Here is a 20,411-nt window from a genome sequence, read left to right as displayed (position 1 = left end):
AGGGTTCGGAAAATCTTACGGCAAACGCCTTACATCTCGTAGGCCGACAGCAGCTTGTCGACACGCGAGCCCCTGATCTTCGCGAAGACCGGCAGCCCGTTTTCCCAAGTAAGCTGAACTTCGCCCTGGATCAGAGGAGTCGCATACTTCACGAACGGGAAGTTCATGCTGATGCCATCGTCGTTGATCCACTCAGAAGGAAGCTGCTTGGAAGTCGCAGGAACATCCGACAAGTCGACCCAACCCGTTTCGCACTTGTAGGAGTCAGCCTCGGCACGCTGCAAAGTGATCATCTTGCCGCTCTTGCCGTTCTCGACCGCTTGGACCACCGCTGCCGAACCAGCTTGGTAAGCCTCGTCCGAATCAGCCTGGGAAGCGTTGTGCGTCGCCGCGCGCCCAGCTACGCCGAGCTTGCAAGAACGAGCCGAAACACCGAGACGAGTCTCGATCACGCCGCGCAAGAATTCGCCAGCTCCACCGAGCTGCACATGCCCAAACGCGTCGGTGCTGGAAGCCTTCGCGGAAACATAGTTTCCATCCAAGTCAACCAAGCCTTCGCCAACTACGATCAAGCAGTACTTCTCGCGAGCCAGTACCTTCTGCACGTCCGCCACGAACTTCTCCGGATCAAAAGCGATCTCTGGGAGAAGGATGATGTGAGGCGGATCATGCGGCTCGTCACGACGCTTCGCCAACGCCGCGCCCGCAGCGATCCAGCCGGAATTGCGGCCCTGCACCTCAAGAATAGAAACGTAATCGCCTTCGCCGATGGACTCGTTGTCGCACGCCATTTCGCGAACCGTGGTCGCAACATGCTTGATGATGCTGCCGTAGCCTGGCGTGTGGTCGGTGGCCGAAATGTCGTTGTTGATCGTCTTCGGGATGCCGATGATCCGCATCTCGAAGCCCTGCTCTTTGGCAAGAGCGTCCAGCTGGTCGAGCATCGCCATGGACTCGCTGTCGCCGATGTAGAAGAAGTAGCGGATGTTGTGGGCTTTGAAAACCTCGAGAGCTCGCTCCAGATCCTCGTCCTTCTTGAACGCGAACTTGCAAGTGCCGAGAGCGGAGCCGGGAGAAGACTTGAGAAGGCGGATCGTCTGCTGCGACTCGGAAGCCAAATCCACCAAATCTTCATTAAGAAGGCCTACGACGCCGTTAAGCCCGCCGTAGATTTCTTCGATGCACTCGTGATTGAGCGCTTCTTCGATGACGCCTGCGAGGCTAGCGTTAATGACTGCAGTGGGTCCACCCGACTGACAAACGAGGCAATTTCCTTCTAATTCCGACATTTTGAGAAAAGGTTCAATACTTTGGTAACTGGCAAGAGAAAGGACATCCCCAACCGCTTGGCAACTCCCTTTTCACCAATCAACAAACCGACGCCACCATTCACTTGACCCGCCCCCTCGAAACCGCATTTTCACAGCCCTTATGGCCAAATCAAAAGCATCAGCAAATCCACTCATGGATGCCATCGTAGCCGTCTGCAAACGCAGAGGGTTCATTTTCCAGTCTTCGGAAATCTACGGCGGCTATAACGGCTTTTTCGATTTCGGCCCGCTCGGCGTCGAATTGAAGAAGAACATCAAGGACGCTTGGTGGAAGGACATGGTCCATCGCCGCGAGGACATCGAAGGCCTCGACTCCTCCATCATCATGTCCCCCAAAATCTGGGTCGCCTCCGGCCACGTGGGCGGTTTCTCCGACCCCATGGTCGACTGTAAGGTCTCGAAGATGCGCTACCGCGCCGACCAGCTCTTCTTCGCTCCCGTCCTCGTCGACGGCGAAAAGATCGGCTACGTCTCCATCCTCGAAGACGGCAACATGCAGGCCGACGCCCAAGCAGCCGCCGAGAAGATGAAGCGAAAAGGCGGCCACCAAGGCGAGCTGGCCCCCGTCGAGCTCAAGGAGTACACCGAAGCCGACGAATCCGAGTACGAACTCATCCCATCTCCTGCCACCGGCGAGCCAGGCAGCCTCACCGCCCCACGCGAGTTCAACCTCATGTTCGAAACCAAGGTCGGCGCCCTCAGCGACAGCTCCGCGACCGCCTACCTCCGTCCCGAGACCGCTCAAGGCATCTTCGCCAACTACAAGAACGTGGTCGACACCGGCCGCGTGAAGATCCCCTTCGGCATCGCCCAGATCGGAAAGGCCTTCCGCAACGAGATCACGCCGAAAAACTTCATCTTCCGCTCCCGCGAGTTCGAGCAAATGGAGATCGAATACTTCGTTTCCCCGGATGCCGACTGGTCCGAAATCCACCAGGAGTGGATCAAGTACTGCCACGACTGGCTCCTCTCCATCGGTCTCCCCGAAGAGATGCTCGGCCGCGACGTGCACGAGAAGCTCGCCCACTACGCCAAGGCCTGTACCGACATCACTTTCGAGTTCCCGTTCGGCGAACAAGAGCTCTGGGGCATCGCCGCCCGCGGCGACTTCGACCTCTCCCAGCACGCCGAGCACTCCGGCAAGCCGATGGAGATCTTCGACGAAACCGCCAAGAAGAAGTACATCCCGCACGTCATCGAGCCATCGCTCGGCGTGGACCGACTCCTTCTCGCCTTGCTCACCGCAGCCTACACCGAGGACGAAGTTGGCGGCGAGAAGCGTACCGTCATGAAGTTCCACCCACGCATCGCTCCGTACAAGGTCGCCGTGCTCCCGCTTCTCAAAAACAAGCCAGAACTCGTCGGCCGAGCTCGCGAAATCTTCGACAAGCTCTCCAAGCGCTACAACGTCTTCTGGGACGTAGCCGGAGCCATCGGCAAGCGCTACCGCCGCCAGGACGAAGCCGGCACCCCTTGGTGTGTCACCATCGACTTCGACACCATCGAAAAGGACGGAACCGTAACCCTACGTGACCGCGACACCACTGAGCAAAAGCGCGTGAGCGAAGAAGAGCTCTACAAGTTCCTCGACGAATCGCTCTTCTAGAACCTAACCCGTTCACCATCTAGCACTTTCAAACCCGTCCTGATTCAGGACGGGTTTTTTCGTGCTTTTATGTGAATCGTAAAAATTCAGGTCCAGTTAAGGTTGGTTCTCAAGGAGCCTAGGCAGGATCCGATGTGCCATAGGTAGATAAACCGACTCTCTTGTTCCCGTGATTTCAAATTCCACAGACGCCTCCCACCAAGAGGGCGCCCGCTCCTCGCCGGACGCCTCGAGCCGAGCCGTGCTCATCGTCGACGACGACCGCAGCACGCACGGGATAGTGAAAAAGATCCTTACCCCCGTCAATTACAGCCTCCTCCACGCCTTCGACGCGAAACAAGCCAGGGCGATGATCGAGCGAGAGCCCCCGCAACTCATCCTCTGCGACATCGAAATGCCAGGCGAAGACGGCATCTCACTTTGCCGCACCCTAAAAGCTCAACCGGCGACTGCCGACATACCTCTCGTGATCCTGACCGGAGCGACGAGGTCGGAAACCATGAGCGACGCGTTCGACGCCGGAGCAAACGACTACGTCGAAAAACCGCTACGCGCCACCGAGCTGCGCACCCGCTGCAAACACCAGATTGCCGAATACCAAAAGCGGATCGAGGCCCACTCCACCATCGATACCCTCCAGCATCAAAACACTTCCAAGACCAAATTCCTCGGCGTCGCCTCCCACGACCTCCGCAACCCGATAGCCTCCATCTGCGGCGTCTCCCACTTCCTCGAGACAGAACGCTTCGGCACCCTAAACGAAAGCCAACGCGAGATGGTCCGCTGCATCATCGACGCCAGCGAAAACATGCTCACCCTCGTCGAGGACCTCCTAGACATCTCCAAGATCGACCTCGACCACTTCGAGCTCACCCGAGAGGACCTACCCCCTTCCGAGCTCGTAGCCCAAATCGAAAAGCTCCAAAAGCCGATTGCCGAAAAGAAGTCGATCACCCTCGCCCACGTAGATTCATCCCAGGGAGCTGCAAGCTCGATCGACCGCAGACTCATCACTCGCTGTATCGAAAATTTAGTTACCAACGCCATCAAATTCTCCCCCAAGGCCACAGCGATCACTCTGGAAACACGAGCTGACCCGAGCTGGGTCTACCTCTCCGTAAAAGACGAAGGCCCTGGCATCCCGGAAAACGAGTTCGACAAGCTCTTCAAGGAATTCAGCCGTACCTCCAACATGCCAACCGGCGGAGAATCAACCAGCGGCATCGGGCTCTATGTGGTCAAACGAATCATCACCAGCCACTCAGGAGAAATCACCGTAGAAAATCGCCCCGAAGGCGGAGCCCACTTTCAGATAAAACTAAAACGTATCCCATAATGGACTACAGCAACATCACAGCCCTTATCGCAGACGACGAAGCGCACATGCGTACATTCATGAAGCTGATGCTACAAGACATCGGCATCGGAAAAGTCTACCTCATGCAAAACGGCATGGACGCAGTCGAAGCCTACCAGGAATACGAGCCAGATCTCATTCTTCTCGACATCAACATGAACAAGATGAATGGCATCGAGGCGCTCAAGATCATCAAAAGGATCAATCCAGAGGCCAAGGTCATCATGATGACAGCCGTATCCACTCGCAATACGATCCAAGAGACTGCGGAAGCCGGAGCCACCTACTACATCCTCAAGACACAAGCCCCGGATCAAATCAAAGAGCAGATCTGCAAAGTCCTCAACAGCGTTACCCACGCTGCCTCCTAAGCCACGTCACGACCAGGAAGAAGATGCCCGAATCAAACAGCGCCCCCGACATTCCTTCAGAGGTTACCAGTCTCGAAAACCTGATCGTCAGGTACGACATGAGAAAGCTTCGCCAAGAAGCAAAAGAACAACTTGAAAACGCCTCCGACAATCGCGAACTCCTAGGACAGCAAGCGATCGCAAACTTCTTCAACCTCGACGACTCCGACAATGCGAGAAATTAGATGCGACCGCTTTGTCGAGCTCCTCACCGAGTCAGACAAAATAGAATCCGTCCTCCTAAACAAGCTCATCGCCAAGTTTAAGAAGGACCACTCTGGCCTCCTGCTCGAGATCATCGAAAAGGGCTACATGCGCAAGGACCCAGCCGGCGAGCTTTGGGCCCGTGCCAACAACACCACCTATGTAGACCCACTCTCGATCAACATTTCCTATCCAGAGGACCAGCGCATCCCTCTGGAGATGGCCAAGAAGATCCAAGCGATCAGCCTGTACGAGTTCGATGGATACGTGACCATGGTCATGAACGATCCGATGAATCGCAACCTCGTCGAATCGCTCGAACGCTTCTTGCAAAAGCGGGTCAGCCCCGTGTTCGGCCTGCCGGAAGACATCGATCAAGCCATCGATATCTCCTACCAAACAAACATCTCCTTCGACCAAGCCCTCAAGTCGCTGGAATCTCTCACAGATGGCATCGACATAAACGCCCGAGGAGAGGAAAACCTTCTGCACCTCGCCGAAAACAACGCCCTTGTCGAGCTGGGCAATCACGTCATCTACGACGCCTTCAAGCAAAGAGCCTCCGACATCCATATCGAAGCTCACAAGGACCACGGAAAAATCCGATTCCGCGTCGACGGACATCTCCGCGATATTGTCGAAATCCCCAAGCAATCCCACGTCGCCCTTATGGTGCGCATGAAGTTCATCTCGGAGCTCGATATCTCCGACACGAGACTACCGCAAGACGGACGCTTTTCCATCGACGTCGGCTCCTTCAGCCAAAACTTCCGTATCTCCACCTGCCCAGGCTTGCACGGAGAAAAGATAGTGATCCGCCTTCTCGGACAAGCTGGTCAAAACGGCGTACCCACGATCGACGAGCTCTGCTTCGCAAAAAACAACCTCTCCAGCTTCCGCTCGTCCGTCTCTAAGCCCAACGGGATTTTCATCGTCACCGGTCCAACCGGATCCGGTAAGACAACCACTCTGTATTCGGCTCTCGACTACCTCAATGATCGTGAACGAAACATCATGACCATTGAAAATCCGGTCGAGTACCAGCTTCCCGGAGTCAACCACTTCGAGGTAAAGCACAACATCGACCTCGATTTCGCCGCCATTCTCCGCTCCGCCCTCCGCCAGGATCCGGACATCATTCTCGTCGGCGAAATCCGAGACCTCGAAACCGCCAAGATCGCCACCGAAGCCGCCCTCACCGGGCACATGGTTTTGACGACGCTTCACACCAACAGCGCCACCCAAGCCATCCTTCGCCTCGTCGAAATGGGAGTCGATCCCTACATGGTGGCCCCTGCCCTAAACGGCGTGCTTTCCCAACGTCTCGTCAGCCGCATTTGCGAATGCTGCAAGGAAACCTACCAGCCAGACGAAGAAATGCTGCTCAAGTATTTCACGGCCGAAAGCATCGACCCTACGATCCCCTTCTATCGTGGACGCGGCTGCCAGCACTGCCACAACTCCGGATTCAAAGGACGCGTAGGCGTGCATGAAGTCGTCGAAGTTTCTGAATACATGCGAGAACTTATCTCCTCCAGCGCTCCGCTCTTCAAAATTCAGGCAGAAGCCAAACGACTCGGCCTAAAAAGCCTCCGCGAAGACGCTCTCAAGAAAGCGCTCCTCGGCCTGACGACCCTCGAAGAAGTCGAGCGCGTCACCGTCCCCGAATACAAAGAGTAGAGGTAGCGGCCGCTGTCCCCAGCGGCCACCCCGCTACAGGATCAAACCACAAAAAAAGCCGAAGCGATTCACTCGCTCCGGCTTTTGAAATCTATGGGTTTAACAACCTTAGTGGCTAGTGTCCTGCACCTCGCCCTTAGGCTGACCGATCTCCGAGAGAAGCTGGTCGAACCAAGCAGCCGTCGTGTCGAATGGCTTGCCGCCCGCAACACGGTCGAACTCACACGCGCGGAGGATGTCACGGTTGTTCTCGTCGTGACCGATCACGCCACTCTCACCTGCAAACGCCGCTTCAACAGCCTTGTCGGTGCAGCTCTTGATGAGGTTGAGATCCTTCGGGTTAGCCGCTGCCGCACGAGAGTAGTAACCGCTCTTCTGAACGAGAACCTTCTCCGCTCCGATCAGTTCCTTGAACTGCTTCGCGAAGTACTGGCCTGGATTGATGAAGTCGAGCTGCACGTGGCCAAAAGCGTCACGGATGATCTCTTCGCCAGCCGCTTCCTTCTGAGCAACGATGTCTGCGACACCCGCGCCCTCAGAGAGGAAGATGTTAACCGCGTCATGCTCGTCGAGCTGCTTGCGAAGACGTGCCGCTTCGGCTTCCAGATCGATGCTGAGCTCAGGAACGTAAACCGCATGCACGTCGTGACGCTCTTGCGAAAGGCCGATTTCCGGAACCCAGTAGCGGCACTTTTGACGTTTGTGGTACTCGTAAGCCGTGTAAGCCGCGAGCCAACCACAGTGGCGACCCATCACCTCGTGGATGATCAGCATGCGCGGGCTGGAGTTGTGCTCAGCCACCACGTTTTCGAAATAGTTAGCGCCGTGCTCAGCCGCTGTGTACGCGCCGAGAGACTGCTTGATCGGGTAAACGTCGTTGTCGATCGTCTTCGGAAGACCGATCACGCGAAGCGCGTAGTCGTTGGTAGCGAGGTAAGCCGCAAGGTCCGCCGCCGCAGTGTTCGTGTCGTCTCCACCGATCGTGTGCAGCACGTCTACGCCGTCCTTCACAAGCTGGTCGGCCGCCACCTTCTGCGGGTCTTCGCCTTCCTTTACGAGACCACGCTTTACGCAATCCTTTACGTTGGTGAGCTTTACGCGGCTGTTGCCGATCGGGCTACCACCAAAAAGGTGAAGTTTCTCCGCATTGGCTCGGACTTCAGGAGTCACTTCGTAGCTCAAGCCCTTGAGCAGACCGTAGTAACCGTTTTTGTAGCAAATGATCTCTACGTCCGGGTCGATTTCGGTGTAGCGCTGGATCAGGCCACCGATTGCTGAGGAAAGGCAAGGGGCCAAGCCACCTGCCGTTAGGATGCCTACTTTCTTAACTTTCATAGTGCGAAACTCTATTGAGGGTCGGTATCGCTAGAGGACTTTTTCAGGAAACACAAGGAGGGAGCGCACAGCAGGCAGGACAACAGCTCCAGCTACCAATCTCTCGATTCCGGAGCTTGCCTCCCACATGCTTCATCTCTGAGTTATGTCGGTAAATATCCCTAAACGGCATGCCCAGAACGATCTCCCGCTTCCTCTTCGCAGTCCTAGCCCTTCTCCCACTCTTCGTCCTCAAAGCCCAACTCAAAATTGTGGTAGAGGATGATCGCGGCATCGGCAGGATGAGGTCATACCAGAATGGCGTTTTTTCTGCAGAACGAAGCAACGGAAACATCTTCAATTTCTACCGCCAAAGCTACCGAGTCGAAAGCGATCACTCCTTCAAGGAAGGGTTCATCCAGGTGGAACTCAAAACAGAGGATACAAAAAAGACCCCTTCTCGAAAGCGATCGAAGACCTACAGGCCAAGCTATCAGGCGGACGCAATTCTCACTTCAGATAGGGATCTCGCGAAGTGCGTGCTTTTGTTCGCCTACCCTTCGAACGGGCAGATAGGCACTTTTCTGGCTCACGTCGGAAATCTTAAAGCAGGGAAACCCAAACGCATCTTGATCGATCTCTTGAGCTCGGGAATCGATGGACCGGGAAAAGTCCATGTACTCAGCCAAGGGATAGAAGTCCGCTGCACAGATTCGAATATCGCGTACCAATCCTTGAGAGAGCAAATCTACGGCCAAAAGGAAAACATCGCCCCAAACCGCCTAACAACTCCCAACAGATACAGTTTCAAGCTCTCACCTGATGGACGAAAGGTCCTTCGTATCGAAGATCTGTTTACAAAAATCAAAGTAGATTTAATCGATTTAGAGACCCCGAGCATCATCCGTACAGAGAGTTACTACGATGATAAGCTCCACTTGCTTGAAGCGGATTGGGCCGATTCAGACAACTATCTTGTAAACCAAGGTTCTACCCTTTTCCGAGTGGAAGCAGAAAGCGGAAAAAGAAGCGAGATCGCGAAACTCGTAGAACGCGTGATACGGCCTAGTGACGCAACCCCTCAAGACACTATAACAGTAGTAAAAAGAGGAGCAATCGACTGGAGAACATATATATGGAATGGTAAAGCCCACTACAAACTCGTCGGCAACAGAAGCCACGTCCACTTGAACTGGAAAACCGGTGAATCCACAAAGATCCCAATCAGCATTCCGCAAAAAGCGTCGAGGGTCATCGCAGCGCCAGACGGCTCTCCAAATATAGCTTTGATATACAAATCCGGAGGCTACGTCTACCATACATGGGATGAGCAAACAAATACCTGGATAGAAATAGATTCCATCAACAAGGAGGACGGATTAGAATTTAGTTTCATTAATCGCCCTGTCTCCACCCGAATACACGCAACGGGACGGCAATCAAACCTATTGTACTTATCATCCAACTACAATTCCGACACATCGCGATTACACATTTACAATCTCGAAACCGGACGAATCAAGAAGACAATCGCAAATCACAGCCGATACGACATAGAACCGATCCCACCCAACAGCTCTCCATTAGTGATAGACCCAAAAACCAACGAATTGATTGGGCTTTCATACAAAGCGGACATCCCCAGATTGGCGCTATCTCTTGATGCCGTCAAAGACGCTCAAGAACTCGCAGACGCAACCTTTCCCTCGCCCGCACTGAACATCCCCGAGGACTTTAGCGAAAACTACAACAAAGTACTCTACCGCTCATCGGCCCCAACTCAGCCAGACCAATTCTTCATCGTTGATAGAGAATCCGATTCTTTAATACAACTCACTAGCGATCTTTCGGAAAACAACCCAACGCGCTTGTTCGGAAAAGTAACATCTCAAGATGGTAGATCCATCGACTATTACCTGACCGTTCCTCACGGTCACGAGAACAACGAACCGCTCCCCCTAGTGGTAGTCGCTCAGGCAAACTTTTCGGGAAGAGCAAAATGGCACCACGACCCAATCGCCACATTTTTAGCAAAACATGGATACCTCGCTCTCAGAGTAAACAGCAGAGGGACTCGCGGCTATGGAAGAGAATTTCTACAAGCCGGAGTAGAGGACGGACTCGACGGAGCGTTTATCGACGACCTCGCCATAGCCGCCAACTCACTGATTGAATCCGGAGCCGCAGACCCTGACAGGGTTTATATTATGGGCGCACTCATCGGCGGATACGCAGCCTACCTCAGCATCATTGACCACCCCAAGCTATACAAAGGAGGCGTATCATTATATGGATACGAGGACCTCCTTCACTCCTACAACGCTCCAAACTCGCTGAACACACTCGAAGTTTTTTCGGAAACGGAACACACTCGGACTCTAGCTCTGCACGTGGAAAATTTGCGGAACGACAAAGATTACGCTCGAAGAGTTTCTCCGTTAATTCGTTCGGACGAGATCACTGCTCCCCTATTGATAATAGAGGACGACAAAAACACATATCACGAAAAGTCCAGCCACGTAAAAAAGATCGAGAAATCCATGAAGAAAAAGGGGATTCGCTGCGAGAGAGTAAACTTCGCTTATCAAAGAAGTAGAAGCGGGTTCTCTCAAGACGAGCTCTACATGCTACTCAAAACAGTGATCCCGTTTCTCAACTCTCTGGCGACTGAGTCGTAGTCGTCAATCGACAGGTCAATGTACCAGTAAACATCCTCATCTGGAGAGGCCTTGCACTCCTTGCCTATCCCTCAAAGCAGCATCCAGCGACTCGCAACCTCTCGCCAATATCCCTCGATCAAACCCACTTTAGACCGATCCGTTCGCGGGCGAAACGAGTAACGGATCTTGCCGTATCACTAACGAATCCGACTTGCCTAGGGCTACATCGACCCTCCCTAGACGCATACCTCCCCAGCCTTGCTGCGTGATGCGGGTCACTCCGCCTCCCTTACGCCGTAGCTCGACCAATTCATCCAAAAACGTGTGCGAGTGCCCACCGAGCACGAGATCCACTCCCTCCACCTTTTCCGGCAGACGATCATCGCGAAGCTGCTCCCCGTCCGAACGCGTCGGGAAACCCATGTGCGAAAGACAAACGATCACATTGCAGCCGCGAGCCCTGAGCTCGTGAACGCTCCTGCGAGCCGATTCCACCGGGTCCAAATAAACAACACCTTCATGGTGCGACGCGCTCACCATACCCTCCAACTCGCAGAGCAATCCAAACAACCCCACCTTAAAGGGTCCGATCTCCCTGATCGTCCACGGTTTCACCAGAGGAGCCAGAGACTTCGCGCCGCTCCAATCCAGATTGCTCGAAACCCACTCGAAACCGGCCTTTGGCATCGTCTTCTCCAAGCCTTCGATACCGTTATCAAACTCGTGGTTGCCCACAGTCGCCACCTCGTAGCCCATTTGGTTCATGGCTTCGATCTCCACCTCGCCGCCATAGAGATTGTAATAAGGCGTCCCCTGGAAAATGTCTCCGCTATCCACCAAAAGCGTGTGCTCTTCTCGCCTCCGTATCTGGTCGATCAATACCTTTCGGCGAGCGACTCCGCCCAAGCCTTGATTGCGACCGCCATCCATAGGAAACGGGTCGATTCGCGAATGCGTATCGTTCGTCTGCAAGATCGTCAGCTGAGGCGCCGAACTCCCTGATCGCCCCAAGGCGTTCGACAGCACCGTCAGCCCCAAGCCCACACTTCCAATAAACCTCCGTCTATCCATAACCTTCATCCTCTAATCACCGCTCACTACTCTCACCCGCCCCTCGGCCGCGTCGTAAACCTTGATCCCTTTTCTGGTCAACTCAGACAGGTGCAAAACGATCGCCTCACGTTGTCTCAAATTTACGGATACCTTCCGACTCACAATCCACTCTTCCCGAAAAAGAGACGTCCAGTTCGCAAGCAGATAATCGATCGTCACCAAACGGTACGTCCCGTCTGGCACAACCGACTCCCCTCCGATCTCCGCCGATAACAACTCCCCACTCTTGCTCCCCACGACCTTCAACCCGGAAATCGCGGAAGCGCTCCCGCTAGCAATGTTTCGAGCCAGCTCCAACACCAGTTCTCCCCTCACCTCTAGAAGAACGATGTAGTTGTCAAATGGCGACAGCTCCGTAATCAGCCCCATCGTCAAAGGCCCCTTCGGCAGATTGCGTCTCAAGCCTCCGAAATTCGTCACCGCCAGATCGACCTCGGACTCGAACTCCCTCTCGCCCACCACGCGCAACGAGTCCGCCACCAAATTCGAAAGTCCACATTCAGGACGCGAGCGAGACAACGGCTCAGCCGCGTACCCGATCACCTCGGCCGAAAAAGCCTCCACGCCCTCACGGTACGGTTTGATATAGGCAGCCAGTCCCGGATCTTCCGGCCCCGAGCTATCCACTCTCAAAACCGAAAACTCAGCCTCGACCTGAGCTCCAAGCCCTGCTCCCCAAAAAGAAACGATCCCAACCAACACGTATCTCCAAAACATCCCGACACCCTCCACCATCCGCGGCCAACTTTCAAGCAACTCCCCGCGCCAATTCAGTGGCATGAGTTCTCAAATCCAGTCAGCGCCTACAGCATATTTACCTACAGATGAGCTTGACCTGCCAACCATCATAAATGACAGATTCAGACTCCCTCCGATCGAGACAACCGTTCCACACGCACGCCTCCCTCGTTCCCAAGCAATAATCAAAGTGACCGCCACTCGACTACGTCCAAGTCCCACGAAACACGTTGCCCTGCTTCTGTGCGTGTTCGCGCTTCTCCTCGCGCAGCGTTGCATTGCCCAAGATCGCCTGGCCGCTCCGACCATTTCCCCCTACGCCTCCAAACTCTACGGGCCAACCGAGATCACCCTCTCAACCGAAACCTCCGACGCCAGCATCGTCTATACCCTGGAAACCGGCGGAGTCATTTCAGCGCTCAAAACCTACACCGGCCCCTTTCAAATTTCCGAGTCCACCACCGTACGTGCCCTCACCCGCAAGTCCGGCCTCGCCGATAGCGCTCCACAATCCAAACGATACGAAGTCGTCACGACCCTCGACACTTGGGGCCTTTCAGAAACGACCGGCTTTGGCGCATCCCCTCAAAACTACTCCTACTCGGAAACCTACGGCAACGGCGTGACCGTCCTCCAAAACGACGGCACCGTCCTCGACCTGTCCGACTCAAACAACCACCGCCCTCCCAACGACCTGAACGACGCGATCGCCATCGCCGCTGGAGACAGCTACTCCATCGCCTTGAAAGAAGACGGAACCCTCGTCTCATGGGGCGAAGCGCCCTACGGAAGCGGACACGCAGTTCCCTCAAATCTTCCCTCAGCAGCCGCCGTCGCCGCGGGCCGCTACTCAGCCTCCATCATCACTTCCGACAACCGAATCGTCAGCTGGGGAGGGACAGCCCTCAACCACAACAACCAGCCCCCTCGCAACATCGCGAACGTCATCGCCATCTCGGAAGGAGAAGACTACTGCCTCGGTATCCTACGCGACGGCACCCTAGCCGCTTGGCGCAACCGCGACTTCACTCACACCGCCTACATCCCAGAAGGCCTAAACAACGTCATCGCCGTACGAGCCGGAAACCAGCACAACCTCGCCCTTAAGGCGGACGGCACCGTGGTCGCCTGGGGAGACCATGGCAACGAACAATCTCAAGGCGTATCCAGTTGGTCCGACATCGTTGCGATTTCGACCTCCTACTCCCACAGCCACGGGCTGAAATCGGATGGCACCATCCTCAGCTATCCCGATGCCCAAACGGAAATCCCGAATCCGGAGCTCAAGGACGTAGTTGCATTTCACACACAACACTACTCAGGCACCGCCGTCAGATCCTCCCCTCTCGACCAATTTCACCTCACCCTCACCTGGGACGAAGCCAAAGGACACGTCCACCGCTCGCTTCACAAAGACCGTTTCAAATCAAACGAACCCGTACAACTCCTCGCAGTGCCACGCCCCGGCTACGGCTTCTCCCATTGGAGCGGAGCAGTCGACTCCACCAGCAATCCCCTAAACCTGAGAGTATCAGCCGCCACACAAGTCCAAGCCGTCTTCCTCCCCTCCCTCGCCACCCCTACCACCGACTTCGACACGGACGCATCTTCGTACAAGTCAGCCACCATCTCCCTCGAGACCGAAGACGCGCATGCGCAAATCCACTACACCCTCGACGGCACCGAACCCACATCCCAATCCCCCATCTACACATCTCCCATCGAGTCAACCCAATCGCTTCTCCTCCGCGCCCGAGCCTTTGCCCAAGGCTACGCTCCCAGCATGGAGCTCATCATTCCGGTCGATGTCGCCAACATGCTTGGGTTCGGTACCTCAAGCCTGCTCGATTTCCCAGCCGACGCTACAAACGTCGTCTCAGTAGCCTGCGGCCGCAGCAGCATACTCGCCCTCCGAAGCGATGGAACCGTAGCCAGCTGGAACACCTGGCAAGACAAACAAAGATCCGAGTTCGTAGACGCCATCTCAAATGTAGTCGCCGTCTCGGCCGGCCGAGAACACCACACCGTACTGAAAGCGGACGGAGCCATTCTCACCTGGGACCCCGATCTCAACCGCGAATACCCAAACCCGGAAGGCCTAAAAAAGGTCATCGCCATCGCGAGCGGCGACTCGCACATCCTCGCCCTACAAGAAGACGGCACCCTGCTCCAATGGCGCGGCTGGCTGCCCGACATCGAATTCGTGCCCACCTCCGAAAAACGAGTCATCGCGATCTCGTGCGACGCCGACGACAGCCTCGCCCTCCTCGAAGACGGCAGCATACTCGCATGGAACAAAGACGGCCTCACCGACACTCCCACCGACCTGCCCCCGCTCCGTAGTATCGCCTCCGGATACAACTACAGCCTCGGCCTAACCCACTCAGGCAGACTCGTATCCTGGGGAAGCGAGGCCCTGAGCAACGTACACAGAGAGAAGAACGTTGTCGCAATCAAAGCGGCTGACCGCGAGGCATTCGCATTCTACGCCGACGGCTCCGTCAAAACGCTCAAAGCCTCACTTTATAACGGCGGCACCGAAATCGAAAAACTCGAAGACATATCCGACATCTTCCCCGGCCCTTCCTGCTCCATCGTTCTACAAAACGTAAACGGTCCCAAGTTCATCCCGCAGTTTGGAATAATCGCCACCCCCGAATCGGCGTATCAATCCATCGAATACCAAATCCCGAGCGGGAGACACTACCGCATTCTTCGATCGACAGACCTAAAGACCTGGAACCCAGCACACGACACTGCGGACCTACAACTCAGTCTCGGAGAACCGCTCATCTTTTCCCTCGATTCCCCGAACCAGTTTTTCCAACTCATCGCCCCCTAGCTAATGAAAGCCGCAATCGCCGCCATTTGCGTAGCCCTCTCAATAAACGCGTTTCAAGCAGTCCACTCTGCAGACTACCAACTGAGCGAAGAGTTCGATCTTGAGACATCCATTACAGCGGCACCGGAAGCCTACTTGCCGCTCGGAGACGGGCGAGCCATCGCGTTCGGAAACTTCGACCAGCTCAATGGCGAGCTAACCGGTTCCTTCCTGATTCTGGATACAGACAAAAGCTTCAAGCCGCTCACCTCAGAAGCGCCGATCCTCGGATCAACCCCTAGCCAAGCCGTCCTCAACTCAAACGGCACAATCTCCGTACTCTTCGAGCAACACAGCATCAGCGCGATCGACAGCGCTTCCGCCGCCCTATTGACCTACAACGCCAACGGCGAACTCGATCGAGCAATCGGCATCCCCTACGGCCTACTGCTCCTTCCCGACGACCAATTTGCCGTATTCGAAAACCAACGCAACGACATCACAACTCCGCCAACCTGGACCACAAAAGCCATTCGCTATACACTCGAAAGCTCGAACGTCCTGACGCCAGATACCACCTTCACCTCGCCTAGCATCCCCGGGACAACCGAAAGCATCCACACGCTGCCCGGCGGCGGCTTCTTGCTACAAGGCGAATTCCCCCACGCCAGCACACTCGCCACCAGCCTGTTCATCAAACTTACCAGTAGTGGAGCGATCGATACATCCTTCAGCCGAACCGGCATCACAAAATCCACCCCGAACCTCGAACTCCCTCAGCCGATCGCCCTCCCCAACGGAGATATATTCCTTGTCTCATCCCACGGCTACTCGCCCACCCTCATCAGACTCGCTTCAGATGGCACCATCGATTCAGCATTCACCCTCGCTCCTGACATTGGATTCTACCCGCCAACAACAACCCTCACCCCCACAGAAAGCGGGCAGTACTACCTCTCCGGCAACTCCCTCCAAATCGATCAAGACCATGTAAACGCCCTCCGGCTCAACGCGGACGGATCGCTAGACGAGACCTTCCAATTCGACCGGACCAAGCACTTCGTCGAGAGCGGCTGGGGACACTCCGCCTTCGTTTTTACCGACGGCACCGTCCTCACCTCAGGACGGACCTCCGAAGACGACTACCAGAATATCCACTTTGCCCAGCTATCCGCCGATGGAACCGCGACCGCCATCGCCCCGGGACTCATCGAACAACTCACCAAAGCCACCGCAAGCTGGCTGCCCAGCGGAGAACTCCTGCTCGAAGACGGGATCGCCCATGTAGACGGATCACGCCGCGTATCGTTCTCCTCCGACATCATCTACCACTACCTCCGCGCTCGCCCCACAGGAGGCTTCGTCGGACCAAACTACGAAATCTACGACGAAAACGTAACCCTCGTAAACACTCTCGAGCCTCCCCAATACACCAATTTCCTCGCCGTCCTCCCAGACGATACCCTCCTCGTGTACGGGCGGGTAGAAGACTTCGGCGACCAAGTGCTCCGCAAGCTCCGACTCGACGGCACCTTCGATCCCGACTTCCCACAAATACCAGCTCCCTACGAAATCCTCGCAGTGACGGACACCCACTTCTACTTCGCGGCGTACGATGACGCCGTAGGTGACCAAACACTACAAAGATACTCGATCGACGGCACCCGTGACACCTCCTTCTCGATTCAAAACGATCACCTCCGTTCCTCCCAAATCACAATTACCGACGAAGCAATATACCTTCCCTACGTTCGCCCTCTCGGCCAAGCGCCTCAGCAAATCTTCGGCGCCCGCTACCTTTTGGACGGAAGCGAAGACACCAGCTACACCCCTCACAACCTTATCCGCAGAACCTCCCCCTCCGAACTTCCCACAAAACTCAACTTCGCTCCCGACGGCTCCAGCTTCCACCTCGCTCTCGCGGACCAGCAAGAAGAACAAGGTGGCTTCGCCAACCTCTACCGCATCTCTCCCCTAGGTGAGGTCACTGTCATCGACGGATCCCTCCGCTGGAAAAACGCAACCGTATCCGTTTCAGCCGAGGGCGACGTCCTCGTATCAGGAACCGCCAAAACCCCGATCGGCGAAGTAGAAACAGCCGGGCTCTACACCAGCACGCCCGTTAGCTTCTCCACTCCCTTCCTAGAAAAAGTCTCCTACTCCTCCGAAGCCTTCACCCTCGAAGTCGCCACTTTGGAAGAAGCAGATGCCAGCTACTCATGGCTCAAAAATGGAGCCCCCTTGAGCGGCGAAACCTCCACCACGCTCAGCTTTCCTTCTCTCGGTCCAGACGATGCAGGCGACTACACTCTGACAGCTACCTCAAACGGCGAGACCCACAAGTTCGGCCCCATCAAGCTTCTGCCACCAAGCCACCCCGTCATTTCCCAAAACCCGCAAGACCTCTTCGCTTACCTCAACAGCAACCAAGTACTGCAGGGCCACGCCACCGCCCTGCCGAATGCCGACTACCAGTGGTTTCGCGACGGCAAACCACTCGCCGGAGCCAACTCCCCAAGTCTCGAAATCGAGTCGCTTTCCCTAGGCGACATCGGCACCTACCAGCTCCGCGCCCGCAATCCATTCGGCACGAATTGGTCCAAGCCAGCCATCGTTTCCCTGAAAGGCGTGGCCAAGGTCGGCGAAACCCGAGTCAAAGTACGCCACGAAGTTTCCAGCCCCGCAGCCCTCAACGGAAACATCATTCCCCGCAAAGGCGGCGGCTACTTCGATCGTCGCACCGACCCCAACGATCCATTCGCCATCAAACAACTCTACACCGAGCACAAGCCAGACGGCACGGTCGTGGAGGACTACGCATCCACGCTCAACCTAGGCGACTACGACGATATCCGCATCTGCCCCTTTTCAGGGCAAATCTTCCCATACTGGTCGGAGTATATAGACAACGGAACTTCGCTTCGAACCACCTTCACCCGCCTACGGCCAAACGGCTCGATCGATTCGGATTTCGGAGAACACTCGATCGAAGGCGACTACTTCCGCGGAGCCGCTTTTCGACAATGGCCCGACGGCACAGTCTGGGTAGAATCCTACCACCACGCCCTCTCGATCACCTCCGAAGGAGTCGCAACCGAAATCAAAAGAAACCGAGGCAACTCGACGCTCTACAATACAAACTTCATCGACAAGTTCAGCCTCGCCCTAGACGACGGAACCGTAACGCTCGTCGAACAACACGGAGCTCCCGTCTACCGGATCTCCGCCGAAGGCGATCTCGTCGAAGAACACCACACGCTCCAAATCGGCTGGCGAGAGGATGGCCTCGAACTGATGGGGATCTGGCCCAACGGCACTATGCTCTTCTACGACGATGCCAACGCCATGCTTCGCTCCCTCGATTGGGCAGAAGCCGAGCAATGGACCATCCCTCTCGGAGATCGCCGCATCCTCACCATTCACAACTGGGAACAGCTAGCCGCATCTACCGTAGGCCAAGACAGCACTCAGATCCACCTGATCGTTCATCAAGACGACACCTATGCCTCCGCGCAAATCGTTACCGTCAGCCAAGACGGTACCCACAACCTAGATACATCAAAAACCTTTGATGTAGAATTCAAGGCCAAGTCATTTACAGCCCTCGAAAACGACGAGTTCCTCATCACCGGAAGAGGAGCCAACCGAAACAAATTCTCGGAACATATAAGCGGCACTCAAACCGTGAACCCAACAACGGGAGAAATTAAAGTATCTACCCTTTCAATACAAACGAACCGCCAAGTCACCTATCTTTCCGACACCACCCCTGACGGCTCCTTCTTCGCCATCCTGGACGGATCCATTATCGACGACATCGAAACGGGCTTCGTGGCAAAATTCGGCCCGGACCGGAAGCCCGATCCGAACTTTGTGCCAGACATCGACTGGAGCGTAGTTGGTTGGCCAGAAAAGCTCCTTCCGCTACCGGATGGTGGCGTGGCCGTCATAACGCACACACACGGCAGACACTTCTGCCTCGTCCTGCGAGCCAACGGCGAGGCAAGGTCGAGCTTCGAAATAATACCGACCACCCTCACCGACATTCACACGAGCCCCCCAGCGATCCACCTCCAGAACAACTCGCATCTCATAACTCTTAGCAGCAACCTCTACGAGACCGAGCTCCAGCGCCACACTCTGGACGGCGTGAAAGACACCCAATTTTCCCCGGATACCTCCTTCAACCAAATCTCATACCTCGACTCGGACGTCGACAGCCAAGGTCGCATCTACTTCGCCTTCGACCCCGTTCTTCCCGGCCCGAACCTCCTCGTGCGCTACCACGCCGACGGTTCGATCGACAACAGCTTCTCCCGCCCTAGCGAAATCGAGGACATCAAAGCGATCGCCATCGATTCCCAGAACCGCCTCTACGTCGGTGGAAGCTCCGTACACCGACTCACCAACTCGGGGATGATCGACCCCAACTTCGAGCCGCGCCCCTTGAACCTTAGCTTCCACAGTTTTTTCACCGTCCTTCCAAACGATTCATTGGTAGCGGGATACTCCATTTATGACAAAAATGGCCTCCTCCAAGAGAGACTCGGCTCATTCGGCTCAACCTATCGCCATCACGTGGTAGGAGGAGCGCTGGCCATCATTCCCCACGACTACCAGCCTGATTCGGTAAACCTAGAATTCTACTCCCTCACCGGCTTCCCCGCCATCTACCGTCAGCCAAGATCCCAAAGCGCTTCGCTCGGCAGCAGCCACACCCTACAGATACACTCAGAGCCAGTGCCTGGCATTCGCTACCAGTGGTTTCGCAACGGTAAGCTCATCGAGGGAGAAAACTCCGCTTCCCTCGCCTTCCCTTCGCTCCAGCCAAGCGATTTCGCAAACTACTCGGTAACAATGAAATGGCCAAACGGCGAACTCGCCTTCCCCCAGTTCTCCCTCAGCCAAGGCACTGGAAACGCCCCAGCAGCCAGCCTTCCCGAACTCGTTTTCACCAACGACGGAACGACGCTCAACCTGCACTGGGAAGATACTCCCGAAACACCCTTTACCCTGATGCAAAGCGATGACCACCGGCTCTGGCTACCCGCAGCGTATCCACTCGCCAGGGACGGAAACTCCACCCAAACGTCCATCTCCTTGGAGTCCGCCGAGTTACCGATTTTCCTAAAGCTGGAACACACGGAATAGCGCGGAATCTCTGAAATTTCGCGACA

General features: G+C 55.6%; 12 protein-coding genes. 8 read left to right on the top strand and 4 right to left on the bottom strand.

All coding sequences use genetic code 11. The annotated features are described in order from the left end of the window. Window positions 1-29: 29 nt before the first annotated feature. Window positions 30-1,289: a 6-phosphofructokinase gene (locus JIN87_RS02510; protein ID WP_200353936.1), complete on the bottom strand. Its 1,260-nt coding sequence runs from the start codon at window positions 1,287-1,289 to the stop codon at window positions 30-32. A gap of 142 nt (window positions 1,290-1,431) precedes the next feature. Here JIN87_RS02510 and JIN87_RS02505 point away from each other — a divergent pair, with 142 nt between their 5' ends. The 5 genes from JIN87_RS02505 (at window position 1,432) to JIN87_RS02485 (ending at window position 6,588) form a co-directional block, all read left to right on the top strand. Further along, the gene (locus JIN87_RS02505; RefSeq protein WP_234033189.1) at window positions 1,432-2,937 is read left to right on the top strand and encodes a glycine--tRNA ligase; all 1,506 of its coding nucleotides are present in this window, start codon (window positions 1,432-1,434) and stop codon (window positions 2,935-2,937) included. A gap of 169 nt (window positions 2,938-3,106) precedes the next feature. Next, a complete protein-coding gene (locus tag JIN87_RS02500; RefSeq protein ID WP_200353935.1) occupies window positions 3,107-4,273 on the top strand; it encodes a hybrid sensor histidine kinase/response regulator in 1,167 nt (388 codons plus the stop codon). Then, on the top strand, window positions 4,273-4,665 hold the full coding sequence (locus JIN87_RS02495) for a response regulator transcription factor (RefSeq protein ID WP_200353934.1): 393 nt from the start codon (window positions 4,273-4,275) through the stop codon (window positions 4,663-4,665). The genes JIN87_RS02500 and JIN87_RS02495 overlap by 1 nt, the downstream gene beginning before the upstream one ends. A gap of 23 nt (window positions 4,666-4,688) precedes the next feature. Next, window positions 4,689-4,889, top strand: a complete 201-nt coding sequence (locus JIN87_RS02490; RefSeq protein ID WP_200353933.1) for a hypothetical protein — start codon at window positions 4,689-4,691, stop codon at window positions 4,887-4,889. Next, on the top strand, window positions 4,876-6,588 hold the full coding sequence (locus tag JIN87_RS02485) for a GspE/PulE family protein (RefSeq protein ID WP_200353932.1): 1,713 nt from the start codon (window positions 4,876-4,878) through the stop codon (window positions 6,586-6,588). The genes JIN87_RS02490 and JIN87_RS02485 overlap by 14 nt, the downstream gene beginning before the upstream one ends. Before the next feature lie 108 nt (window positions 6,589-6,696). Here the strand turns inward: JIN87_RS02485 and JIN87_RS02480 are convergent, their stop codons facing one another. After that, a complete protein-coding gene (locus JIN87_RS02480) occupies window positions 6,697-7,923 on the bottom strand; it encodes a pyrophosphate--fructose-6-phosphate 1-phosphotransferase (RefSeq protein WP_200353931.1) in 1,227 nt (408 codons plus the stop codon). A gap of 170 nt (window positions 7,924-8,093) precedes the next feature. Here JIN87_RS02480 and JIN87_RS02475 point away from each other — a divergent pair, with 170 nt between their 5' ends. Then, on the top strand, window positions 8,094-10,580 hold the full coding sequence (locus JIN87_RS02475; protein ID WP_200353930.1) for an alpha/beta hydrolase family protein: 2,487 nt from the start codon (window positions 8,094-8,096) through the stop codon (window positions 10,578-10,580). A 129-nt stretch (window positions 10,581-10,709) separates the two neighbouring features. Here the strand turns inward: JIN87_RS02475 and JIN87_RS02470 are convergent, their stop codons facing one another. Both JIN87_RS02470 and JIN87_RS02465 read right to left on the bottom strand, forming a co-directional pair. Continuing rightward, window positions 10,710-11,633 carry a metallophosphatase gene (locus tag JIN87_RS02470; protein WP_200353929.1) on the bottom strand — a complete coding sequence of 308 codons (924 nt, stop codon included), beginning with the start codon at window positions 11,631-11,633 and terminating at the stop codon, window positions 10,710-10,712. A 12-nt stretch (window positions 11,634-11,645) separates the two neighbouring features. Then, window positions 11,646-12,455, bottom strand: a complete 810-nt coding sequence (locus JIN87_RS02465) for a 5'-nucleotidase C-terminal domain-containing protein (RefSeq protein WP_200353928.1) — start codon at window positions 12,453-12,455, stop codon at window positions 11,646-11,648. A 205-nt stretch (window positions 12,456-12,660) separates the two neighbouring features. Here JIN87_RS02465 and JIN87_RS02460 point away from each other — a divergent pair, with 205 nt between their 5' ends. Both JIN87_RS02460 and JIN87_RS02455 read left to right on the top strand, forming a co-directional pair. After that, window positions 12,661-15,255: a chitobiase/beta-hexosaminidase C-terminal domain-containing protein gene (locus tag JIN87_RS02460; protein ID WP_200353927.1), complete on the top strand. Its 2,595-nt coding sequence runs from the start codon at window positions 12,661-12,663 to the stop codon at window positions 15,253-15,255. 3 nt (window positions 15,256-15,258) lie between these two features. Further along, window positions 15,259-20,385 carry an immunoglobulin domain-containing protein gene (locus JIN87_RS02455; protein ID WP_200353926.1) on the top strand — a complete coding sequence of 1,709 codons (5,127 nt, stop codon included), beginning with the start codon at window positions 15,259-15,261 and terminating at the stop codon, window positions 20,383-20,385. Window positions 20,386-20,411 lie beyond the last annotated feature (26 nt).

Source organism: Pelagicoccus mobilis (assembly GCF_016595505.1).
Lineage (GTDB): Bacteria > Verrucomicrobiota > Verrucomicrobiia > Opitutales > Opitutaceae > Pelagicoccus > Pelagicoccus mobilis.
This window is presented reverse-complemented; position numbering and strand designations above follow the sequence as displayed.